The following is a 21,198-nucleotide window of genomic DNA, read 5'->3' on the forward strand; positions in this document are numbered from 1 at the left end:
CTTTCGCCCGCACCGGCGCAAAGGTAGACGGGTTTAGCCTGGTGGCGGTCGACCCCGCGGTACCCGGCCAGGTCTGGGCCGGATCGACCGATGGTACCGGCGCGCTGATGCTGAGCCGCGATGGCGGCGCCAGCTTTTCCGCCGTGCCGGGCCTGCCCGCGATGGTGCCGCAACACCTGGTGTTCGGCCGCGATGGCAGCCTCTATGTCACCTTTGCCGGGGGCGACCAGGCCAGCACGCTCAACCCCAGCAATATCAAGACCGGCGCCGTGTGGAAGCGCGATGGCCGCGATGGGCGCTGGCACGATATCACCCCCACCCCGCCCGCGCCCGGCCTGCCTGGCGGCTTTTCCGGCGTGGACCTGGCCAGTGACGGCACGCTGGCGGTCTCGACCATCGATCGCTGGGCGCCGGGCGATGATATCTATCTTTCGCGCGATGGCGGCGCGCACTGGGATGCGCTGTCGGGCCATGCGCGGCACGATCCCGGTGCCTATCCCTGGCTGGTCGATTACATGAAGGGCCGGGACACCATGGGCCACTGGCTGGCCGATTTGAAATTCAACCCGTTCAAGCCCGACGAGATGATCTACGGCACCGGCTTTGGCCTGTGGATCAGCCGCAACCTCGCCTCGGCCAAGCCGGGCCAGCCGGTGACGTTCGATTTCACCGTGGCCAATCTGGAAGAGGCCGCCACGCTGCAGATGGCCTCTCCCACCGGCGGCGCGACGGTGCTGGCCGCCTTTGGCGACGTGGGTGGCGGCGCCTGGGAAGACCTGGCGCGCACCCCGCCTCGCAAGGGCCTGCTCACCCCGGCAAGCGAGACCAATTTCAGCATCGACTATGCCGGGGCCAAGCCGGGCAGCATGGTGCGCCTCGTCGATCATGGGCCCAGCTATGGCTATACCTCTGCCGACGGCGGCGCGACGTGGACACCGTTTGCCAGTGCCGCCTATCACCCGCCCGCCCCTGGCGCGCCGGGGCGCAGGCCGGGCGTGGCGGCGATTTCGGCCAAGGGCACCGCGCTGGTCTGGGCGCCGGAGAAGGATGGGCTCTATGTCTCGAAAGACATGGGCAAGACCTGGCAGCCTTCCACCGGCATCGCCGCGCGGGCGGATACATCCTATCTGCCCGTGGCCGACAAGGCCGCCGATGGCCTGTTCTATGTCTATGACCAGGCCAGTTCGGCGGTTCTCGCCAGCGGCGATGGCGGCAGCAGCTTTACCACCCTGATCGCCGGCCTGCCCAAGGTGGAAAGCTGGCAGAAGGGCACGCTCGCAGTGGTGCCCGGCCGGGTGAGAGACCTGTGGCTGGCGCTGCCGATGGGGCTGTTCCATTCGCCCGACAGCAAGACCAAGGTCACCCAGATGCGCAAGGTGACCGAGGCCTGGCTCGTCAGCTTTGGCGCGCCGGCGGTCAAGGACGCGTATCCGGCGGTGTTCCTGTGGGGCAAGGTCATGGGCCAGGAAGGGCTGTGGCGGTCTGACGATGCCGGCGCCAACTGGGTGCGGATCAACAGCCCGGACCAGCAGTTCGGCACCTTGCGCGCGATCGCGGGGGACATGCTCGATCCCGGCACGCTCTATCTGGCGCCGCATGGGCGCGGCATCATGGTGGGCATGCCGGCCAACAAGCCGCTGCCCGTGGCCGGCGCGGCACCGGGTGCAGCCGCCGCATCTGCCTCCGTCCCTGCCGCCACCGCCACTCGCCAGATCGCCGTTGACGTGGCGCGCGATGGTGGGCCGATCGATCGGTTCTTCGATCTCTCGATCGGGTCAGACTATCCCGGCACGCTGCGTCGCCCGGAAAACATGGCGCAGCTCAAGCTCGCGAGCGAAGAACTGGGCTTTCGCACCATCCGCTTCCACGACATTTTCCACGATGCGCTGGGCACGGTAAAGCGCGTCAACGGCAAGATCGTCTATGACTGGACCGCGATCGATGCGCTCTATGATGATCTCAAGGCGCGGCACTTGCGGCCCTTCGTGGAACTGGGCTTTACCCCCGATGCGCTGAAAACCTCTGACCAGACGATCTTCTACTGGAAAGGCAATACCTCGCACCCGCAGCCCGGCCCGTGGCGCGATCTGATCGACGCCTTCGTGCGGCACATGATCGCCCGCTATGGCCAGGACGACGTGCGGCAGTGGTATTTCGAGGTGTGGAACGAGCCCAATCTCGCCGGCTTCTGGGAACACGCCGACCAGCAGGCCTATTTCGATCTCTACCTGCTGACTGCCAGGACGATCAAGGCGATCGATCCCCAGCTCAGGGTCGGTGGCCCGTCCACCGCCGGCGCGGCCTGGGTGCCTGAACTGCTCGCCGCAGTGAAAGCCAAGGGCGGCACGATCGATTTCGTCACCACCCACACCTATGGCGTGAATGGCGGCTTCCTCGATGAAATGGGCAAGGACGATACCAAGCTCGATCCCAGCCCCCAGGCGATCACCGGCGATGTGAGGCGTGTGCGCCAGCAGATCGACGCCTCGGCCTTTCCCGGCCTGCCGCTCTATTTCACGGAATGGAGCACCAGCTATACCCCGCGCGACCTGGTGCACGATTCCTACGTCAGCGCGCCCTATATCCTGTCCAAGCTCAAAAGCGTGGAAGGCGCGGCGCAAGGGATGAGCTATTGGGTCTATTCCGACCTGTTCGAGGAGCCGGGCCCGCCGACCACCGAATTTCACGGCGGCTTTGGCCTGATGACCAAGGACGGCATCCGCAAGCCGGCATGGTTTGCTTACAAATACCTCCATGCCCTGCAGGGCCGCCGCGTGCCGGCTGACGACGCGCAAAGCTGGATCGCGCGCGACGGACGCAAGGTGGCCGCCGTGGTGTGGGATTTCGAGCAGCCCGCCCAGCCGACCAGCAACCGCAGTTTCTTTGGCAAGCTGGTGCCCAATCATCCGGCAGCGCCGGTGCGCCTGGCGTTCAGCCACCTCGCGCCCGGTCGCTATCGCTATACCCTGCATCGCACCGGCTATCGCGCCAACGATGCCTATTCCGCCTATATCGACATGGGCGCGCCTGAGCGGCTGACCTCGGCGCAGCTCGCCAGCCTGGCCGCGCTAGCCCAGGACAAGCCCGAAGCGAGCGAGACGGTGACCGTCGGCGCCGATGGCCAACTGGTGCGCGACGTGGCGATGCACAGCAACGATGTCACGCTGGCGACGCTCGAACCGGGGCAGTGACCATGCGCAAAGCGGCGCGGAAAGGATCGCTCCCTTCCGCGCCGCCGCGCTGGTTCCGTCAATCAGCCCCGCGTTGCCGCGCTCAACCGGCGGCCGAGCGAAAGCGCGACCACGCCGGCAACGATGGCACTGGCCCGGGGATGGTTGCGCACCAGCTGCTCGCCGCGTTCGATCAGAACCACTGCCCGGTCGATCGCCCGGTCGATCGTCTTGCCGACCAGGCCTTCCACGCGGCCTTCGATGCGGCGGCTCTGGCCGCGCAGGCGGGTGGCATCATCGCCGGTAACCGTGCCGATGCCCTGTTCGATGGTGCCGGCCGCTTCCTTGATCGCGCCCGAAATGCGATGTTCGTTCATGATCATGCTCCTTGCGTTGGAACGTTGGTCAAAGTGGTGATGGCTTGGCTCAGGCGTGGTTGCGGCGGGTGGCGGCAACACCCCCGGCGGCGGCAGCGCTGGCGCCCAGCATCATCACCACGAACAGGGCAAAGGCAGTGCCGGCGGCCAGATCGGCGCCCTTGCTGCCAGCGTCGATCGCGGTATCGATCGCGCTCTGCTTGGCGGCCAGGAACTGCTGGCGGGCCTTTTCGACGCGGGCCATGGCTTCGTCGGGCGAGATCTTGTTCTGCGCCGCCACGATCATCGCCACGCGCTGTTCGGCCGCGCGCCCCTCTTCACCGCCCTTGGCCATGGCCGGCAGTTCCGCCACGATCGCCTTGCGGCCCTGTTCCGGCGTCATCGCGGCCGGATCGTTGGGCGTGGTATCGAGCAGCGCGGAAACCTGCGCGTCGACATCGGCCTGGTCCACGCCGGCCGCCTTGGCCACCGTGGGCGTGACCGCGCTGGCACCACTGGCCGCTGCCGTGGCCACGCTGCCCACCGCGCGGAACGCCCCGCCAACGATGCCACCCACCGCCGAAGAAAGCAGGTAGAAGGTCAGCAACAGGGTCAGGCCCCAAATTGCCAGGCCATGCATCACGCCATCGACCGGGCGGCGGCTGCGCGATACCAGCGTGGCGCCATAGGCACCGGCGGCCAGCGCCAGAATGCTGCTGACCGTCCACCAGACCAGCGCGCCCAGGCCAAGCCCGCCGGCACTGGCGCCGCTCGCCGAACCGGGATTGATCGCGGAAAAGCCGATGCCGGCGCCAAGCAGGCCCAGCGTCACTTCAATGGCCAGCGCGATCACGGTGCCGGCCATCAGGGCCGACCAGTTCATGCGCGGGGCCAGACGGTCGTCAATGCGACCGTCAATCATGGTCGTTGCCATGCAAATCTCCTGCGGGAAGAAAGGTATCTTCGTGTGGTGGTGGTAAGAAAGGCGCGCTTTAGGGGCGGGAAGACTTGCGCACGGCCTTGGCCTGGACCTTGCCAGCGCGCTTTTCCGCCGCGCCTTCAGCACGGGTCTGGTCATCGCCGGTGATCTTGCCGATCGCTTCCAGGATCGAGCCCTTCACCCGGCGCACTTCGCCTTCGATGCGGTCTTCGTTCATGGGAACCTCCCATCACGTGGCGCGACCATCGCGCCGATGATGGAGAGATAGGCCGCCCCAATCGCCCGCGAGAGATGCAGAAGTACCAAATCGTATGGTACAAACTGGCCAAATCGGCGGGGCGGGTTTGGTGCTGGCGGCCGTTCTGCGAAACATCAAGCGGGACCCCGGATCAAGTCCGGGGTGACGAAGAACATCTAGCTATAGATTGCCGTCACCCCGGACTTGATCCGGGGTCCCGCTATCCTTTGAGTCAGCGGATCGGGCGCTGCAGCGGGTAGCCGCGCTCGCGTGCCCACAGCACCGCTTGCGCCCGGCGGTTGACGCCGATCTTGGCATAGACCCGCGCCACGTGGTTGCGCAGCGTGTTGCGCGAGACGCCCATTTCGCGTGCGATCGTGGCGTCGTCGCCACCTTCGCACAGCAGGCTGAGCACTTCCTTTTCGCGCCGGGTCAGTTCGCTGGTTTCGGCAGGGCGCTCGCTGCCATGCGGGGCGCGCAGGTTGGCGAGCTTTTCCACCACAGTGCGGCTGAACCAGTTGGTGTCCTTCATCACCGCCTCGATCGCGCCGATCAGTTCCAGCTCGCTGTGGCGGCGTTCGTGAATGTCCTGGATCACCCACAGTGTGCAGGTGTCGCGCCGCAAGGGAATCGCCGCGGCTGAAACCAGGCAGTCGGTTACCCCGCCATCCTTGGCGCGCACTTGCGCATCGCGCCCGCGAAACGCGCTGCGTTCCGCCAGTTGCTCGGCAACGGATGGCAGGAACGTGGCATCGGCCCACAGCTTGAGCGCGGGCATGGTCTTGCCCATCGCCTCGTCCGATGACCACCCGGTCAACTGGTGGAACGCGTCATTGGTATCGCACAGCGTGTGATCGCCGCGCGTGGTGATCGCCATGGCCACCGGCGCGAGGCGGAACGTGGTGACAAAGCGCTCTTCGCTGTGGCGCAGTTCGTTTTCCGCTTGGCGGCGCGGCTCAAGGTCGGCAAACGAGAACAGCATGCACGGCTCATCGTCCAGGTCCACCGGCTGCCCGGCCACAATCACCAGCTTGCGCCCACCATCGGGCAGTTCCAGATCGGCCTGCATCTGCGGGACGGTGCGCGCCTCGCGGATGCGTTCCTTGGCCGTGTCGATATCGGCGGCGTCCTTGAGCACGTCGATCTCATAGAGCGTGCGGCCCAGCACTTCGTCCTTCTGGTAGCCGGTCAGATCGAGGAAACCCTGGTTGACCTTGACATAGCGCAGGTCAGACAGCCGCATGATCACCGCCGGCGCGGGGTTGACGTTGAATGCCCGTTCAAAGCGCAGCTCTGCTTCATACCGCAAGGATACGTCCTGGATGATCAGCACCAGCAGATCGGGCGTGCCGCCAGCGTCCGACAGGATCAGGCTGCGGATCTGGTGAACCCAGCGCGGCTCGTCCTCGCCTTGCGGGATTACCTCGACCACCACCTCGTCGAACGCCTCGCCGGCGATCACGCGATCGAGCGGATAGTCACCGCGCTCCAGGCGGTGGTTGTTGCGATAGCGCAGCTGGAAGCGGCGGCGATAATCGTCAACGTCCGCGCCCAGGTCTGCCAGCCGTTCCACGCCATGCATGACAAGGGCTGCGGGGTTGGCCCAGACGATGCGCTGCTCCGCGTCAACCAGCAGCACCCCCTCGCTCAGGCCGCCAATGATGTGGCGCAGGCGCTCCTGCTCGATCGACGGGTCTGCCGCTGTCTTGTCCATGGGCGCTTCAATGCCCCAGGGCGCAGGCCGATCCCGGCGTTTTTCGGCCTAGTCGAACAGCCGGTGCGGCAGGCGCCAGGCAAGGCCGATGCACGCCAGTTGCAATGCCGCGATCACGGCCAGGGCGGCCATGGCGGGCGGGGCGAATGCCCTTGCGCCGGCAGCAAAATAAAGGCTGCCGACCAGGGCCACGCCCAATGCCGCGCCAAACTGCTGGCTGGTCTTCAACAGCGCGCTGGCCGCCCCGGCATGATCGCGATCGACGCGCGAGACCACGACGGGGCCGACGCAACCCGAGGTCATGCCCATGCCAGCCCCGGCCAGCATCAGGCACAGCCCCACGGCAAGCCAGGGCAAGTGCGCCATGGTAATCCCCCATAGCACCAGCGCCGTTGCCGGCAGCATCACGCCTGCACCCAGCACCAGCACCCAACGGCCGAGGCGGGGCAGCAGATTGCGGCTCATCACCCCGATGCCGAACATCGCGCCAAGCCCATAAGGCACGTGGAGCAGCCCGGTGAACAGCGGCGTCTGGCCGCGTTCGGCCTGCATGGCAAAGGCAAAGACCAGCAGAAAGCCCGCGCCCACCGCGCCGAACACGATGGCCAGCGCCAGCCCCTGGCGAAAGCTGGCAATGGTGAACAGCGCCGGATCGAACAGCGCCGGCCGCCCGGCGCGCACACGCTTGCCGGCGTGGCGCCAGGCGAGCACGCCCAACGGCACCACCGCCACCAGGGGCCACAGCATGGCGCCGCCATGCCCGGTTTCCGCCGCGCCGATCAGGGGATGAAGCAGCGCCGCCATGGCCAAGCCGAACAGCGCCATGCCCACCAGGTCATACCCCGCCGGCCGGCCCGAACGCGCCTCGGGCAGGAAGACCAGGCCGGCGATCACCGCGCCCACGCCCACCGGCAGGTTAATCAAGAATACCGCGCGCCAGCCCAGATCGAACAGGTTGGCCTCGATCAGCAGGCCGCCCAGCACCGGCCCGGCAATGGCGGCAAGCCCGCCGATCACGCCGAACAGCGCCATGCGCGACACCCGCTCCAGCGGGGAAAACATCACCTGCACCATGGCCATCGCCTGGGGCGCCATCACCGCCCCGGTCGCGCCCTGCAACAGGCGCGCCGCCACCAGGGCAGTGCCGGTATGCGCCAGCCCACAGGCGGCCGAGGCCAGAGTGAACCCGGTGATCCCCACCAGGAACATGCGGCGATAGCCAAAGGTATCGCCCAGCCGCCCGCCAGCCATCAACAGCACGGCAAAGGCCAGCGAATAGCCCGCCACGATCCACTGCGATGCCTGGGCATCGGCACCCAGGCTGGCCTTGATCGCGGGCAACGCGGTGTTGACGATCGTCATGTCGACGATCTCGAGCACCAGGGCAATGATCAGGGTGGCAAGCGCAAGGGTCTTTTGGCGGTGGGTCAGGCTATGGGGGTCGATCACGCTCAGATCTTGCCTTCGCGCAACATCGATACGGCGGCATCGGCCGCGCGCGCGGTCAAGGCCATATAGGTGAGCGACGGGTTCTGGGATGCCGAAGAGCTCATCTGCGCGCCATCGGTGACGAACAGGTTGGCCACGTCGTGGGCCTGGCTCCACTGGTTGAGCACGCTGGTCTTGGGATCGCGGCCCATGCGCGCGCCGCCCATCTCGTGGATGGAACTGCCGCCTGCGCCCGGCCGGTCAAAGCCCATGATAACATGGCCGCCGGCCGCCGTGAGCATTTCGGCTGCATCGGCCTTGGCCTGGGCCAGGGCGGCATGCTCTTCCTTGCCATAGGCAAAGTCCACCTTGAGCTGCGGCAGGCCGTTGGCGTCGGTCTTGCTGCGATCGAGCGTGAGGCGGTTGGTCGGCCGCGGCACGCAATCGGCAAAGGTCACCAACACCATGCGCCACGGCCCGGGCTTGCGCAGCGTGTTCTTGTAATCGGTGCCGGTGCCCGCCAGCCGCTTGCCCTGCGTCCACGTGCTTTGCAGCGCGCCACCCTGGAACGAATAGCCGCGCGTGTGGCCAATGCCGTCCAGCGTGTCCATGTTGCGGTAGCGCGGGATGACGATGCCGGTCGGGCGATTGCCGAACGAAGTATGGCCCTCGAACCCCGGCATGATCGCCGCAGCCGAGAGGGTATTGGCGTGGTCCATGATGTGCGTGCCCAGCACACCGCTGGAATTGGCCAGGCCCTGCGGCATGGCATCGGTGGCGGAATTGAGCAGCACGTGCACCGAATTGAACGCACCGGCGTTGAGGAACACCAGCCGCGCGCTCGCGGTCTTGTGCACGCGGGCCTTGGTATCGAAATAGCGCACGCCGCGCGCGCGCTGGGTCGCGGGATCGAAATCCACCGCCTCTACCACGGCGTCGGTGATCACGGTCAGGTTGCCGGTGGCCATCGCGGCAGGCAACGTGCTCGATTGCGTGGAGAAATAGGCGCCATACGAGCAGCCGCGCGCGCAGATCGAGCGATACTGGCACGGCGCGCGCCCTTCCTCGGTCTTGGCCTCGGTCAGGTTGGCGGTCCGCCCCACGGTCAGGCAGCGTTCGGGCCAGCGCTTGGCGATTTCGGCGCGGGCGTGCTGTTCCACCACGTTGAGCGCCATGGGCGGCTGGAACTGCCCATCGGGCAACTGCTTGAGGCCTTCGTGCGCGCCCGAAACGCCCACGAAGCGCTCGACCTTATCATACCACGGCGCCAGATCGGCATAGCGGATCGGCCAATCGGTGCCATGCCCGTCGCGGGCATTGGCGCCAAAGTCATAATCTGACCAGCGATAGCACTGCCGCCCCCAGGTGAGCGAGCGGCCGCCCAGTTGATAGCTGCGGAACCAGGTGAAATCGGTGCCGTCCCCGGTCTGATAGGGGTTCTGCGCGTCGTTGACGAAGTGGCCTTCGGTAAATTCGTTGAAATGGCGGTTGAGCATCTGCACGGGATATTCGCGCTCGTACAGGGCGGTATCGCCCTCCCCGCGGAACGGCATCTCCCACGGCGCCTTCATCTCGGTGTCATAGTCCTGCTGGTGCCGGATCTCGCGCCCCCGCTCGATCATCAGCACCTTGAGCCCGGCCTGGGTCAGCTCCTTGGCCGCCCAGCCGCCGCTGATCCCCGAGCCCACCACAATTGCATCGAAATCCATGGGATAATCCTGTCTGCTCATCAGCCGAAGTCGATCGCCGTCCAGTCGCTGGAATAGGCGCGCGTGGTGGGCGTCACGGGCACGTCGGGGTCCCACCGGCCGGGCACGAGTTCATAGTTGAGTTCCTTGGAACCGCCGATTTCCGAGGTGTAATAGCCTGTAAGAACGAGGTTCTTGATGGTGTGCCAGGGCTGCGCCATCGGCGCGGCGGCAAAGGCATCGCGATCCAGGCCCGCCACGGCCGCCTGCCGCGCCGGCAACCCGGCATGGGCAAAATCACCGCCGGCGCGGCGATCGAGTTCGAGAGCCAGCCAGCGTGCATGGTCAAAGCGTCCATCGGCGCTGGAAAAGCCCTCCAGCCCCGATGTGGTCACCGGCTGGTGCGCGCCGCCCAGCCCGTGCGCCAGGCCCAGCAAGACGAAAGCGCCTGCGCCCACATCCCCCGCGCCCGCCGTGTCGGTGCGCGGAATGACGATCTGCGCCACATCGCGCATCAGGCCCTGGTAGCGCACGATGTTCGCGTCCTGCGGCGCAGACGCGGCGACGGCTGCAGCGGCCGGCCCAACGGCAAGGCCCAGCAACGCCAACCCGGCGAGGAAATCCCGGCGCTGCCATCCCCTATCGGCTGGATGTGGAGAATCGGCGGCGACAGTCATGCATCCTCCCGGTGTGCGATCGAGCGGGCGCCAGCGCGGCACGCGCGCCCGTTTAATTAGAATTTCAATTATTGTTCTGCATCGTGCCTGTCAAGCCTGCCCCGCCTACGCGAATGGGCAAACGCTTCCATGACAGGCACTTGATCGTGGCGCGCTCAAAAGCCCATCAGCTGGCGATTGAGCGCACGATCGGCCCCACCCGCGGCAAAGTCATCAAACGCATGCTCGGTCACGCGAATGATGTGGCGGGCAATGAACGGGGCGCCTTCGGCCGCGCCCTGTTCGGGATGCTTGAGCGCGCATTCCCATTCGAGCACGGCCCAGCCGGCGAAATCGTATTGCGCCATCTTGGAAAAGATCGCGGGGAAATCGACCTGCCCATCGCCCAGGCTGCGAAACCGGCCGGGCCGATCGACCCAGGCCTGATAGCCGCCATAGACGCCGCTGCGGCCGCTGGGGCGGAATTCGGCATCCTTGACGTGGAAGCAGGCGATGCGTTCGTGATAGATGTCGATATAGGCCAGGTAGTCCAGGCACTGCAGCACGAAGTGGCTGGGATCATAAAGGATCTTGGCGCGCGGATGGTTGCCGGTGCGTTCCAGGAACATCTCGAACGTCACGCCATCGTGCAGGTCTTCACCGGGATGGATTTCATAGGCGGCATCAACGCCATTGTCCTCGAACACATCCAGGATCGGCTTCCACCGCCGCGCCAGTTCGTCAAACGCATCCTCGACCAGCCCCGCCGGGCGCGCCGGCCATGGGTAGAAATAGGGCCAGGCCAGTGCCCCGGAGAAAGTGGCATGGGCCGACAGGCCCAGGCGCCGGCTGGCGATCGCCGCCTTCTTCACCTGGTCCACCGCCCAGGCCTGGCGTGCGGCCGGGTTGCCATGCACGGCGGCCGGGGCAAAGGCGTCAAACTGCGCATCAAACGCGGGATGCACCGCGACCAGCTGTCCCTGCAAATGGGTGGAAAGCTCGGTGATCGCCAGGCCCTTGTCGGCCAGCATGCCTTTCACCTCGTCGCAATAGGTCTGGCTTTCCGCAGCAAGGTCGAGATCGAACAGGCGCTTGTCCCAGCTGGGGATCTGCACGCCTTTGTAGCCCAGCCCGGCCATATAGCTGCCGATCGCATCCAGGCTGTTGAATGGGGCGGCGTCGCCGGCGAACTGGGCCAGGAAAATGCCCGGCCCCTTGATGGTCTTCATGGTGTCAGGCTCCGTCAAACAGTCAGGGGCACCCAGCCGGCACCGGCGCGGCTGGCAGAAACGGCAGTGGCGATGAACGCCATGCCGCGCAGCCCATCGTCCAGGCCGGGCAGCAACGGCGCAGGTTCGCCCCGCAGCTGGGCGGCAAAATCGCGATAGAGATTGGCAAAGGCCTCGAGATAGCCTTCGGGATGGCCAGCCGGCGTGCGCGTGCGGGCCAGGGCATCGGGGCCCAACTGGCCACTGCCAGCGTGAACGATCTCGGTGCGCCCGTCCAGCTTGGTCAGTTCCAGCATGTTGGGCGTTTCCTGGCGCCAGGCCAGCCCGCCGCGATCGCCATAGAGCCGGATGCGCAGGCCGTTGCGCTCGCCCACTTCGATCTGGCTGGCCAGCAGCACGCCGCGCGCGCCATTGTCGAAACGCAGCAGCACCGTACAGTCATCATCCAGCGCGCGGCCCGGCACCACAGTGCCCAGATCGGCCAGTAGCGAGACGACTTTCAGCCCGCTGATGAATTCAGCCAGGTGAAACGCGTGAACCCCAATGTCGCCGATGCAGCCGCCCAGCCCGGCGCGCGCGGGATCGACGCGCCATTCGGCCTGCTTGCCGGTGGCCTCTGTCGCAAGCCAGCCCTGGGGATATTCCACCACGATCTTGCGCACGGTGCCAAGCGCGCCAGACGCCACCCGCGCCCGCGCCTCGCGCACCAGGGGATAACCGGAATAGGTATAGGTGACGCCGAACGGCAGCCTGGCGGCACGCACCAGGCCAGCGAGTTCGTCTGCCTCGTCCAGCGTGGCGGTCAGCGGCTTGTCGGTCATCACCGGCAGGCCTGCGGCCAGCGCCGCGCGGGCGGCGGGCAGGTGGTGGTGATTGGGCGAGACGATCGCCACGAAATCGATGCCATCGGCCCGCTCGCGTTCGGCGGCGAACATCGCCTCAAGCGTGGGATAGGCGCGTTCCGGATCGACGCGATAGACATCGGCGGCAGCCTTGCCACGCGCGGCATCGCTGGAGAAAACCCCGGCAACCAGCTCGATCTCACGGTCCATTTCCGCCGCATAGCGGTGCACCGGCCCGATGAAGGCGCCTGGCCCACCCCCGATCATGCCCATTCGCAGACGCTGCAAGTCACTCTCCCCGCGCAGTTTCGTTTGTAATCCAAATTCTAGTTTGATAGGGCCTGCGTCGTCAAGCAGGAATGGCCGCGGCTGAACGGCCCCGACGGGAGAATATCGAATGCAGCTCGCCCGCAAGTTTTACGGCTCGCTCACGCTCAAGCCCCAGGGCGCCACGATGATCGTGGCGGGCTTCCTGCCGGTCTTTGCCATCATCGCGATGTTCCCGGTGGTTGCCGCGATGATCACCCATTTCAAGAACGTGCCCGATGCCGCGATCCGCGTGCCGGCCATGGTCACCGCACCCGGCTATGCCATTGCCGTGCTGGCGCCGTTTGCCGGGCTGTTCGCCGACCGCTTTGGCCGCCGGCCGCTGCTGCTGATCTGCACGTTTTTCTACGGTATCGTCGGCACCTTGCCGTTCTTCCTGGAAAACCTTGACGCGATCTTTGCCACGCGCCTGCTGCTGGGCGTGTGCGAGGCCGGCATCCTCACCATCGTCAACACCCTGATCGCGGATTATTGGGAAGACGGCCAGCGCCGCAACTGGCTGATGCTGCAAGGCCTGGTTGGGCCGGCATTCCAGTCGCTGTTGTTCCTGCTGGTGGCGGCGGTGGCGGCATGGCGCTGGAACGGCAGCTTCCTGGTCTATCTCATCGCCCTGCCGATCTTTGTCGCGATGTACCTGTGCATTTTCGAGCCCGAACATCCGCAGGCCAAGCCGCTGCAGGCCGGAACGCCGGCTGTGCCCGCAGCAGATGGGCCGTTCCCGTTCGGCACCGCCTTTCTCGTCGGCGGGCTCACGCTGTTCTGCTCGGTTCTCTATTACGTGTTCATCGTCAATGGCAGCATCGCCTGGGCGGAAGTGGGCGTGACCAACCCGATGGCGGTCAGCAAGGCCACGTTCGTGCCCAGCTTCTTTATCCTGGCCGGATCGGTGCTGTTCCGCATCATCTCGCGCTTTGGCAATGCGGTGCAGATCGCCACGTTCCTGCTGCTGTTCGCCCTGGGCCTGGGCGGCGTGGGCTTGGCGCATTCGATCTTGGAAATGCAGCTGGCGCTGGCGGTGCAGCAGACCGGCGCGGGCATGGCCGTGCCGGCGCTGATCGCCTGGGCACAGACCAAGTTCTCGTTCCGCCATCGCGGCCGGGGCATGGGGGTGTGGACCAGCTGCTTCTTCCTGGGCCAGGCCGTCTCGCCGGTCGTGGTGGGCCTGGTGGCGCGGGGTGCGGGATCGATGCAGGGTGCGTTCCTGGTCGCCGGCGTGGTCGCGCTGATCGCCGCCATTGCGGGCGGCGTCCTGGGCCTGCGCCGGCCAGCAGCGTTGCAGCCCGCTTGAGCGCCGCAGCCACGCGGCGCGCCGGGCTTGAGCTTGAGCTTGAGCCAAGCCTGGCGGCGTCCTGTGGCAGCGGTATGACAGGCCGGTTGGCGTTCGCCACAAATGCCTTTAAGGCGCAGAGGGATGCGCGCGCCGTTTCAGCGTGTGCCAGCATGGGGTTGCCTTGATGCCGCAGGACATGTCCGCCTTGGCGGATGCCGTCGAGTTGTCGCTTGAATCCATGGGCCGTGCGCCGTTGCAGGGGCGCAGCAAGGCCTCACTCGAGCGTATGCTGGCCACCGCGCGAACCCTGATGGTGGAGCGCGGCAACGAGGATTTCACCCTGCAGGAAGTGAGCAGCCGGGGCAAGGTCTCGATCGGGTCGATCTACCTGCGGTTCGAGAACAAGGACAGCCTGGTGCGCGCCGTGCTCTATCGCGCGACGCAGACCCTGGCGCAGGAAGAAGACACGATGCAGGCCGCGCTGGCCGCCTCGTGCGCCACGCTCAAGGAATTCGTTCCGCACTATGTGGAAGCCTATTCCGAAGTGCTGCGCCGCAACGCGCCGCTGCTGCGGTTGACGATGATGCGGGCCGAGCACGACCCGCCCATTTCCGCGCTGGGCAAGCGCGCCGCGCTGCTCGCCGAATCAAAGGCGCTGGCGGCGTTCATGCGCTATCGCGATGAAATTGCCGGGCCAGACCCGGAAATGTGCGCCAAGGCCGCGCACCATATCATCTTTGCCACCCTTGCCCGCCAGTTGAGCCTGGGTTCGAGCAGCGAGTCGGTCACCAACTATGACTGGAACGTGCTCAAGCGTGAGCTGGGGCGGATGTGCACCGCCTATTTCGCGGCCGCCTGAGCCCATAGACCAGATTGATGGCCGGCATCGGCATTTGCCGGCTGGCGTGGGGCAGGCAGAAGGGGAAGAAGATCGGCCATGCCCGATCACGCCCTGCCCCTCGTCGATATCTCCCGCCTGCAAAGCCCAAGCCGCGCCGATCGCCTGGCCGTGGCGCAGGAACTGGACCGCGCCTGTGTCGAGGCGGGGTTTCTCTATGTCACGGGATCGCAGATCGACGCCGGGCTACGCGCGCGGCTGGTGGCGCGGGCGCAGGACTATTTTTCGCAGGATCTCGCCACCAAGATGCAGGGCTATATCGGCCTGTCGCACAACCACAGCGGCTATGTGCCGGTGGGCGAGGAGCAGTTTGGCAGCGGCCCGGCCGACCTCAAGGAAGCCTATGACATCAACATAGACTATCACGGCAGCGAGCGCCGCCCGCTGCTGGGGCCAAACCTGTGGCCGGCGATGCCCGGCTTTCGCGCCGATGTGCAAGCCTGGTATGCCCATCTTACCGGGATCAGCCACCAGCTGTTTCGTGCCTTTGCCCTGGCGCTTGGTCTGGATGAAACCCATTTCGACGCGCACCTGCGCCATCCGCCCAGCCAGTTGCGGCTGATCCACTATCCCCACGATCCCGCCGCGCAAGATCGGCCGGGGATCGGTGCGCATACCGATTACGAATGCTTCACCTTGCTGCACGTTACCGCGCCGGGGCTGCAGGTGGTGGATCGGCACGGCGCCTGGTTCGATGTGCCGCTGATCGATGGCGCGCTGATCATGAATGTAGGCGACATGATGGAGATCATGTCCAACGGCCGCTATCTGGCCACCAAGCACCGGGTGAAGACCGTGGCGCAGGAGCGCTATTCCTTCCCGCTGTTCTGCTCGTGCGATTACGACCACGTGATCGCCCCGGTGGTGCGCGGCGAAGCCCCGCGCTATCGCCCGATCAAGGGCGGGGAACACCTGTTCAACCAGACGGCGCAGACCTTCGCCTATCTCAAGCAGCGCATTGCGCGCGGCGACTTGGTGCTCAACGATCCGGTGCCGTTGGCCTCGTTCGGCCGGCCAGAGGCGGGGGCATGAAAGTTGCCGATCTGCTGGCCGCGCTGCCGCCCCGGCCGCTGGGCGCGGTGCCGTTTCCACGCCACCTGCTCGGCGCATTCCGGCGCAAGAGCATCACATTCTGCACCGGGCTGACTGACGAGGTAACGCCGGTCTACTGGTTCCAGTCACGCAGCTTCACGCTCGACCTGCGCCTGCCCGGCCGCGACGACACCGCGCTGACGGCGCGCCAGGGCTGGGTGGGTGACACGCTGTGGGATGCGCAGCGCGGCGAAATGTCGTGGTCGGTGGCGCGCAGCTATCAACCGCGCAACCAATGGCCCGAACCGGCGCGCCTGGCGTTCATCGGCAACAGCGTGCTCGAGTTTGCGCCATCGGGCGCCTATGTCGAGGATTGGCGGCAACTCGCCGCGCCTGGCCCGCTGCTTGGGCTGCGGCTGCATCTGCTGCGCGAGCATGCGACCGGGACAGACCATGCCATGGACGGCGGGCTGATCGTGGCCGGCGCGCACATGGCCCTCGCGCGATCGCGCCTGCCGGCCATCGACGCCGCGCTGGCCACCACGCCCAGCCTGGACCACGCCCTGGCCCAGGGCATCATCAGCGCGGCGCAGATCGCCAGCTACGAAGTCTCCGTCGCGCTCGACGGCGCGCACGTCACCCACACCACCATCCCGGCGCGGCACGGGAAACGGCTGCTCCAGGGTGACTTCGCCATTGAGGCCGATGGCCAGGTGCACCAGCACTGCACGATCGACAGCATGGCCTGCACGCTGGTTTACAGCCTCGATGTGCACGAGCCGGTGTTTGCCTTTGTCACGCAGACGCCCACCACGTCCGGGGGGCAAGCCTGGCTGGAGGCTGAACGCGAGCATCTGGAGCGCAATGCGCGGGTTTTGCGTTGAGAAAGCGGGACTCCGGATCAAGTCCGGGGTGAGATAGGCGCATGTAATATATTGTTTTTTCGTCACCCCGGACTTGATCCGGGGTCCCACTGCCTTGCTACCTAGACCTCCCGCGCGCGTAGGTGGCCGGTGATCTCGTCGAGGAACAGCTGCGCCGGCGTGCCGCGCTCGGGCGCCTGGCGGGTGAGCAGGTACATCGGATAGGATGGCGCCAGGTCGTCGGGTAGCAGCGGCCACAAGTCCCCGCTCGCCACGGCCGGCGCGGCGGCGAGCGTGGGGAGGAAGCCGATGCCGGTGCCCAGCCGGATCAGGCGCAGTGCCTCGTGGATGTCTTCGGCCAGGCCCGTCACCACCGTGCCGAGGCGATAGCGCTGGCGCAGGTGGGTGATCGTGTCCACCTCGTCCTGCCCGGTCAGCACGAAACCTTGTTCGCGCAGGCTGGCCATGGTGGCCACGCGCGTTCCGTAAAGCGGGCTGCTGCGCGCGCAATAGAGTTGCTGGGTTTCGGTGAACAGCGGCTCGTAGGTCAGCCCGGCGCGCACGCCGCTGTCGGTGCCCACGCCAAGTTCCGCCTCGCCGCGTTCCAACACATCGAGCACGCTGCGCCAGGGCGAGACGCGGATTTCGATGCGGATCGCGGGGTGGCGGGCATGCAGGCTGGCAATCGCAGCATCGAACGCAGGCGATACGATCGAGGACACCACCTGGATGCGCGCCAGCCCTTCGACCTGCTGCAGCGCCTGGGCAATACGATGGGGTGCGGCGCGCGCGGCCTGGGCCATGTCTTCACACAGCAGATAAAGCGCGCGGCCGGCTGCGGTCAGTTCCACGCCGCTGGCACTGCGATGCAGCAGGCGCGCGCCGGCGTGCTCTTCCAGCCGCTTGAGCGCGGCGCTGATCGTGGGTTGCTGCTTGTTGAGCCGGCGCGCCGCCGCGCCGATGCCGCCTGCCTTCACGATATCGGCAAACAGGCGCAGCAGGTTCCAATCGACCTGGGCGGCAAACAAGGGATTGGGCAGCAAAGGATCGGGCGCCGGCATGGCCTGACCCTATGCCAAGGCCCGGCCGGCGGCAATGTCAGGGGGGAGCAGGCACAAGCCGCTTCCCCCGATCACATCATCAGAACGCGTAGCGCGCGCGCACGCCGATCGTGCGGGGACGTGCCCACGAGATGCGGTCGCCGGGCTGATAGACCTTGTAATAGGTTGCCCGTGCCACATCGACATACTTCACGCCGTTGATCAGGTTGTTGCCGAACAGGCCGATTTCCAGGCGGCCGATGTCATAGCTGATCGAGGCGCTGACATTGTTCTGCGCGGGGATGCGCGCATAAGTGGCGCTGGGGCCATCGGTCACCAGCTGACCATTGGTGATCGTGGTCTTGTAGGGGTTGAACGTGGTGAACTGGTCGCCCTGGTATTGGTAGCTGGCGCGCAGGTGGATCGACTGATCGGTGCCGACATTGGCATCGTAGAACAGCGAGGCCGACGCGGTCCATTGCGGGAAATAGGGCGTGCGGTTGCCGTCAAATGCGCCGACCGTGGGGATATTCCCGTTGGCGCGCGAGTCCGTGTAGGAAGCAAAGCCCGAGAAGGTGATTTCCGGGCTGAGCTTGACCGTGGTTTCCAGCTCCAGGCCCTTGGAGCGGATCTTGCCCTTGTTGTCGGTGAAGAAGTACGAGCAATCGAGCAACAGGCGGGTTTGCACGTCGCTCCAGTCGATCCAGAACGCGCTGGCGTTGAACGTCACCTTGCCATCGGCCAGGCGCGCCTTTTCACCAATGGTATAGTTCCACAGCTTGTCCGGGCCGAACGTGCTCGGTGCCGAGGAATAGCCATAGGACGCCAAGTTGTTCTTGCAGGTCTGCGAGATGCCGGTGTCGCCGATCGGCACGGGCTGGTTGGCCCCGCCATAGCGGAAGCCCTTGGCGACTTCGGCATAGACCATGAAGTCCTGGCTGGCCTTGTACGACACATTGGCACGCGGGTTCACGCCGTTGGACTTGAGCGTGGCGTTCTGTTCCAGGGGCACGTGGTTGATCACGCCATAGACGCCGCTTTCAAACAGGTAATACTTTTCCTTGAAGTTGAAGTAGCGCAGGCCGCCCGACAGATCGAGCTTGTCGGTGATGTGCCAGGTGGCATCGGCATAGGCGGCGAACTGATGTTCGTCCGTATCCTGAAGACCCGAGAAGATGTCATTGGAATTGAACGCTTTGTCCACGGCCTTGGAATCATAGAGGCCATTGGCCGTCTGCGGGAACGGGCCATAGAAATAGTTCATGTACGACAGCGTATCGAACCCGGCGACGGGAATGTCCTGGACCAGGTGGCGGATCTGCTTTTCATAGAACACGCCGGCGGTCCACTTCACCGGACCGGTATTGTCGGAAGCCAGGCGCGCTTCCAGCATGGTATCCTTGATCTTCTGGTTGATCGAATACTGTTCATAGGGGATCAGCTTGCTCACCGCCGGATCAAAGCTGGTCGGCGCCTTGTAGAGCGGATAGGTCGTGCTGCTGACCGGCAGCGTACCGCCGCTGTAATCCTGGAAGAAATAGCCGATCGTCGGCTCGGTGCTGGCCAGGTAGCCCACATCGCGATCGGTATGCGCGCCGCTGATGATCAGGTGCACGCCGCCCAGGTCATAATCGCCCGAGGCCTGGTAGAGGCGGAACTTGTCGCTGGTGCCTTCCGGCCCGTTGGTGAAGGTGGTGTAGTCCGCCAACCCGCTCATGCCGGTGTTGAGGCCATTGGCCTTGCTGTGTTCATAAGTGAACGCGGCGTCGAAGGTGAAGGCGGTGCTGGGCGTCCAGCGCAGGGCCACGCGTGCCTGTTCGGTGGTGTTGCTGTTGCGGTTCTGCCCGGCATAGGCGCCGACATTGTCGATGAAACCGCCATCGCGGCCGACATAGACATTGGCGCGCACGGCCAGTTGGTCTTTCACCAGCGGCAGGTTGATCATGCCCCGCACGCTGCCGCTGGCCGCGCCATGTTCGGTAGAAGCCGCCGTGCCTTCGATCGAGCCCGACACTTCATCGGCACGCGGCTTGGCGGTGACAAAGCGCACCGTGCCGGCCATCGAGCCGGCGCCATAGAGCGTGCCCTGCGGGCCGCGCAGCACTTCCACGCGTTCGAGGTCATAGACCTTGAGATCGGGCGTCTGCCCCTGCACCGAGATCGGCGTATCATCGAGATAGACCGCCACGAGCGAACGGTCCGAGGTGTCGGACGTGCGATAGCCGCCGGTCGACAGGCCGCGCATGTTGAACTTGTTAAAGCCCGGCGCGCTTTCGGTGATCGAGAGCGAGGGGACGAAGCGCTGCAGATCCGACAGGTTGCCCTGGCCAGACTTAGTGATCGTGTCGACGTTCACCACCGAAATGGCGATCGGCACCTTCTGCACCGATTCCGCGCCCGAACGGCTGGCGGTGACGACGATGTCTTCGATCTTGCCGCTGGGCTGGCTGGCCTGTTCATCGGCCCAGGCGGGCGCCGTCGCCAGCATCGCGGCCGAGACCACGGCCGTGGATGCCAGGAGCCGCGCGGACAGGCGCGCACGGTGCATGGCGGACAGGAGGTCGCTATTGTTCATTATACCCCTCGCACTTTCTGATTTGACTCCCCGTGCGGGCGCTCGCCACCCGCTCGACCGCGTCTGGGCCGGTACTCGTCTTGAGCCGTGCCAGCTTCGCACCAAGCTGGCGTGCAACAACTGTGTTAATCGCATGCGCTTATCGGATTTTGTTATCCGCAAGGCCAAGCGCCTGAGCCAGCGGGCCAAGCCAGGGCGCACAGGCCTGCCAGCGCGACAGGCCCTGGCGGTGCAGCGGCTGGCGCACCTGCTGCGCGCTGATCGTGCGCACGGCGCGCGGATTGTCGAAAAAGCGCAGGGTTTCGGGCGCAAAGGGCAGCCCGCAATGGTCCAGCAGGCGGCGCACCGTGCCTTCCGCGTCCTCGACAAGCTCTTCATAGGCAACTGCCATCATCGCCTGGCCCAAACCCTTGTGCATATGCGCGGCCAATGCGGCAGCGGCGCAACAATAGCGGCCCAGCGTGACAAGATCATAGCTATAGCCCTGCCCGCCCGCGAAATCCTGGGCATAAAGCGAAAAACCGCAGGCCATGGGATCGCGCGAAACGTGGATGATGCGCGCCTGGGGCAGCGCCACACGGATCAGCGGCAGGTTGAACAGGTTGCCCGGCGCCTTGTCGACGAACAGCGGCCGATCGGTCTGCCGCACGCGCGCCACCCGCTCCAGATAGGCTTCGCCCAGCGCGCGCGCTTCGGGTGCGGTCATTGCCGCCAGTGCCGACGCGCGATCGTGGGCGCGCCCTTCGCGGATCAGCCGCGTGGTCCATTGCCGCGCCAGCAGCGTGAAATCGGCCAGCTCGGACAGACCTTCGGCCGCCGGGTGGCTGGCCAGGATTTGCTCGACCAGAGTTGAGCCGCTGCGCGGCAGGCCGACGATGAACACCGGGCCGGGGCGCGGGTCGCCCCAGGCGCTGCGCGCGGCGAAAAAAGGC

At 66.0% G+C, this 21,198-nt stretch carries 17 protein-coding genes; 5 read left to right on the forward strand and 12 right to left on the reverse strand.

Features of this window, described 5'->3' with window-relative positions:
* Positions 1 to 3,191: hypothetical protein (locus H926_RS35305; protein ID WP_237741179.1), on the forward strand; the 3,191-nt coding region annotated here is incomplete at its 5' end.
* A gap of 62 nt (positions 3,192 to 3,253) precedes the next feature.
* Here H926_RS35305 and H926_RS31330 read toward each other — a convergent pair.
* The 9 genes from H926_RS31330 to H926_RS0123540 all read right to left on the reverse strand — a co-directional run bounded on the left by H926_RS31330 (position 3,254) and on the right by H926_RS0123540 (position 12,549).
* Complete coding sequence (locus H926_RS31330) at positions 3,254 to 3,547, reverse strand: CsbD family protein (RefSeq protein WP_148291872.1); 294 nt, start codon at positions 3,545 to 3,547, stop codon at positions 3,254 to 3,256.
* A 49-nt stretch (positions 3,548 to 3,596) separates the two neighbouring features.
* Positions 3,597 to 4,460: a hypothetical protein gene (locus H926_RS0123505; RefSeq protein WP_022678409.1), complete on the reverse strand. Its 864-nt coding sequence runs from the start codon at positions 4,458 to 4,460 to the stop codon at positions 3,597 to 3,599.
* A 58-nt stretch (positions 4,461 to 4,518) separates the two neighbouring features.
* Positions 4,519 to 4,683, reverse strand: coding sequence for a CsbD family protein (locus H926_RS32060; RefSeq protein ID WP_022678410.1), 165 nt, complete (start codon positions 4,681 to 4,683; stop codon positions 4,519 to 4,521).
* Between the two features lie 253 nt (positions 4,684 to 4,936).
* Entirely contained in the window at positions 4,937 to 6,418 is a 1,482-nt protein-coding gene (locus H926_RS0123515; RefSeq protein ID WP_022678411.1) for a PAS domain S-box protein, read from the reverse strand.
* Positions 6,419 to 6,466: 48 nt separating this feature from the next.
* A complete protein-coding gene (locus H926_RS0123520; protein WP_022678412.1) occupies positions 6,467 to 7,867 on the reverse strand; it encodes an MFS transporter in 1,401 nt (466 codons plus the stop codon).
* Positions 7,868 to 7,869: 2 nt separating this feature from the next.
* Positions 7,870 to 9,555: a GMC oxidoreductase gene (locus tag H926_RS0123525; protein WP_028658425.1), complete on the reverse strand. Its 1,686-nt coding sequence runs from the start codon at positions 9,553 to 9,555 to the stop codon at positions 7,870 to 7,872.
* A gap of 20 nt (positions 9,556 to 9,575) precedes the next feature.
* Positions 9,576 to 10,211: a gluconate 2-dehydrogenase subunit 3 family protein gene (locus tag H926_RS0123530; protein WP_022678414.1), complete on the reverse strand. Its 636-nt coding sequence runs from the start codon at positions 10,209 to 10,211 to the stop codon at positions 9,576 to 9,578.
* A 155-nt stretch (positions 10,212 to 10,366) separates the two neighbouring features.
* Positions 10,367 to 11,419, reverse strand: a complete 1,053-nt coding sequence (locus H926_RS0123535; protein ID WP_022678415.1) for a sugar phosphate isomerase/epimerase — start codon at positions 11,417 to 11,419, stop codon at positions 10,367 to 10,369.
* 14 nt (positions 11,420 to 11,433) lie between these two features.
* Positions 11,434 to 12,549, reverse strand: coding sequence for a Gfo/Idh/MocA family protein (locus tag H926_RS0123540; protein WP_028658426.1), 1,116 nt, complete (start codon positions 12,547 to 12,549; stop codon positions 11,434 to 11,436).
* Between the two features lie 109 nt (positions 12,550 to 12,658).
* Here H926_RS0123540 and H926_RS0123545 point away from each other — a divergent pair, with 109 nt between their 5' ends.
* The 4 genes from H926_RS0123545 to H926_RS0123560 all read left to right on the forward strand — a co-directional run bounded on the left by H926_RS0123545 (position 12,659) and on the right by H926_RS0123560 (position 16,672).
* The gene (locus H926_RS0123545; protein WP_022678417.1) at positions 12,659 to 13,876 is read left to right on the forward strand and encodes an MFS transporter; all 1,218 of its coding nucleotides are present in this window, start codon (positions 12,659 to 12,661) and stop codon (positions 13,874 to 13,876) included.
* Positions 13,877 to 14,054: 178 nt separating this feature from the next.
* Entirely contained in the window at positions 14,055 to 14,717 is a 663-nt protein-coding gene (locus H926_RS0123550) for a TetR/AcrR family transcriptional regulator (protein WP_231627601.1), read from the forward strand.
* A 78-nt stretch (positions 14,718 to 14,795) separates the two neighbouring features.
* Positions 14,796 to 15,788: an isopenicillin N synthase family oxygenase gene (locus tag H926_RS0123555; protein ID WP_022678419.1), complete on the forward strand. Its 993-nt coding sequence runs from the start codon at positions 14,796 to 14,798 to the stop codon at positions 15,786 to 15,788.
* Positions 15,785 to 16,672, forward strand: a complete 888-nt coding sequence (locus H926_RS0123560) for a hypothetical protein (RefSeq protein WP_022678420.1) — start codon at positions 15,785 to 15,787, stop codon at positions 16,670 to 16,672. Before H926_RS0123555 ends, H926_RS0123560 begins: the two co-directional genes overlap by 4 nt.
* A 101-nt stretch (positions 16,673 to 16,773) precedes the next feature.
* Here the strand turns inward: H926_RS0123560 and H926_RS0123565 are convergent, their stop codons facing one another.
* From H926_RS0123565 to H926_RS0123575, 3 genes are all read right to left on the reverse strand, one after another.
* Positions 16,774 to 17,712: a LysR family transcriptional regulator gene (locus H926_RS0123565; protein WP_022678421.1), complete on the reverse strand. Its 939-nt coding sequence runs from the start codon at positions 17,710 to 17,712 to the stop codon at positions 16,774 to 16,776.
* A gap of 79 nt (positions 17,713 to 17,791) precedes the next feature.
* Complete coding sequence (locus tag H926_RS0123570) at positions 17,792 to 20,266, reverse strand: TonB-dependent receptor (RefSeq protein WP_022678422.1); 2,475 nt, start codon at positions 20,264 to 20,266, stop codon at positions 17,792 to 17,794.
* A 139-nt stretch (positions 20,267 to 20,405) separates the two neighbouring features.
* On the reverse strand, positions 20,406 to 21,198 hold a 793-nt coding region (locus tag H926_RS0123575; RefSeq protein ID WP_022678423.1), incomplete at its 5' end, for a sulfotransferase.

The sequence above is a fragment of the Novosphingobium sp. B-7 genome, assembly GCF_000410615.1.
Lineage (GTDB): Bacteria > Pseudomonadota > Alphaproteobacteria > Sphingomonadales > Sphingomonadaceae > Novosphingobium > Novosphingobium capsulatum.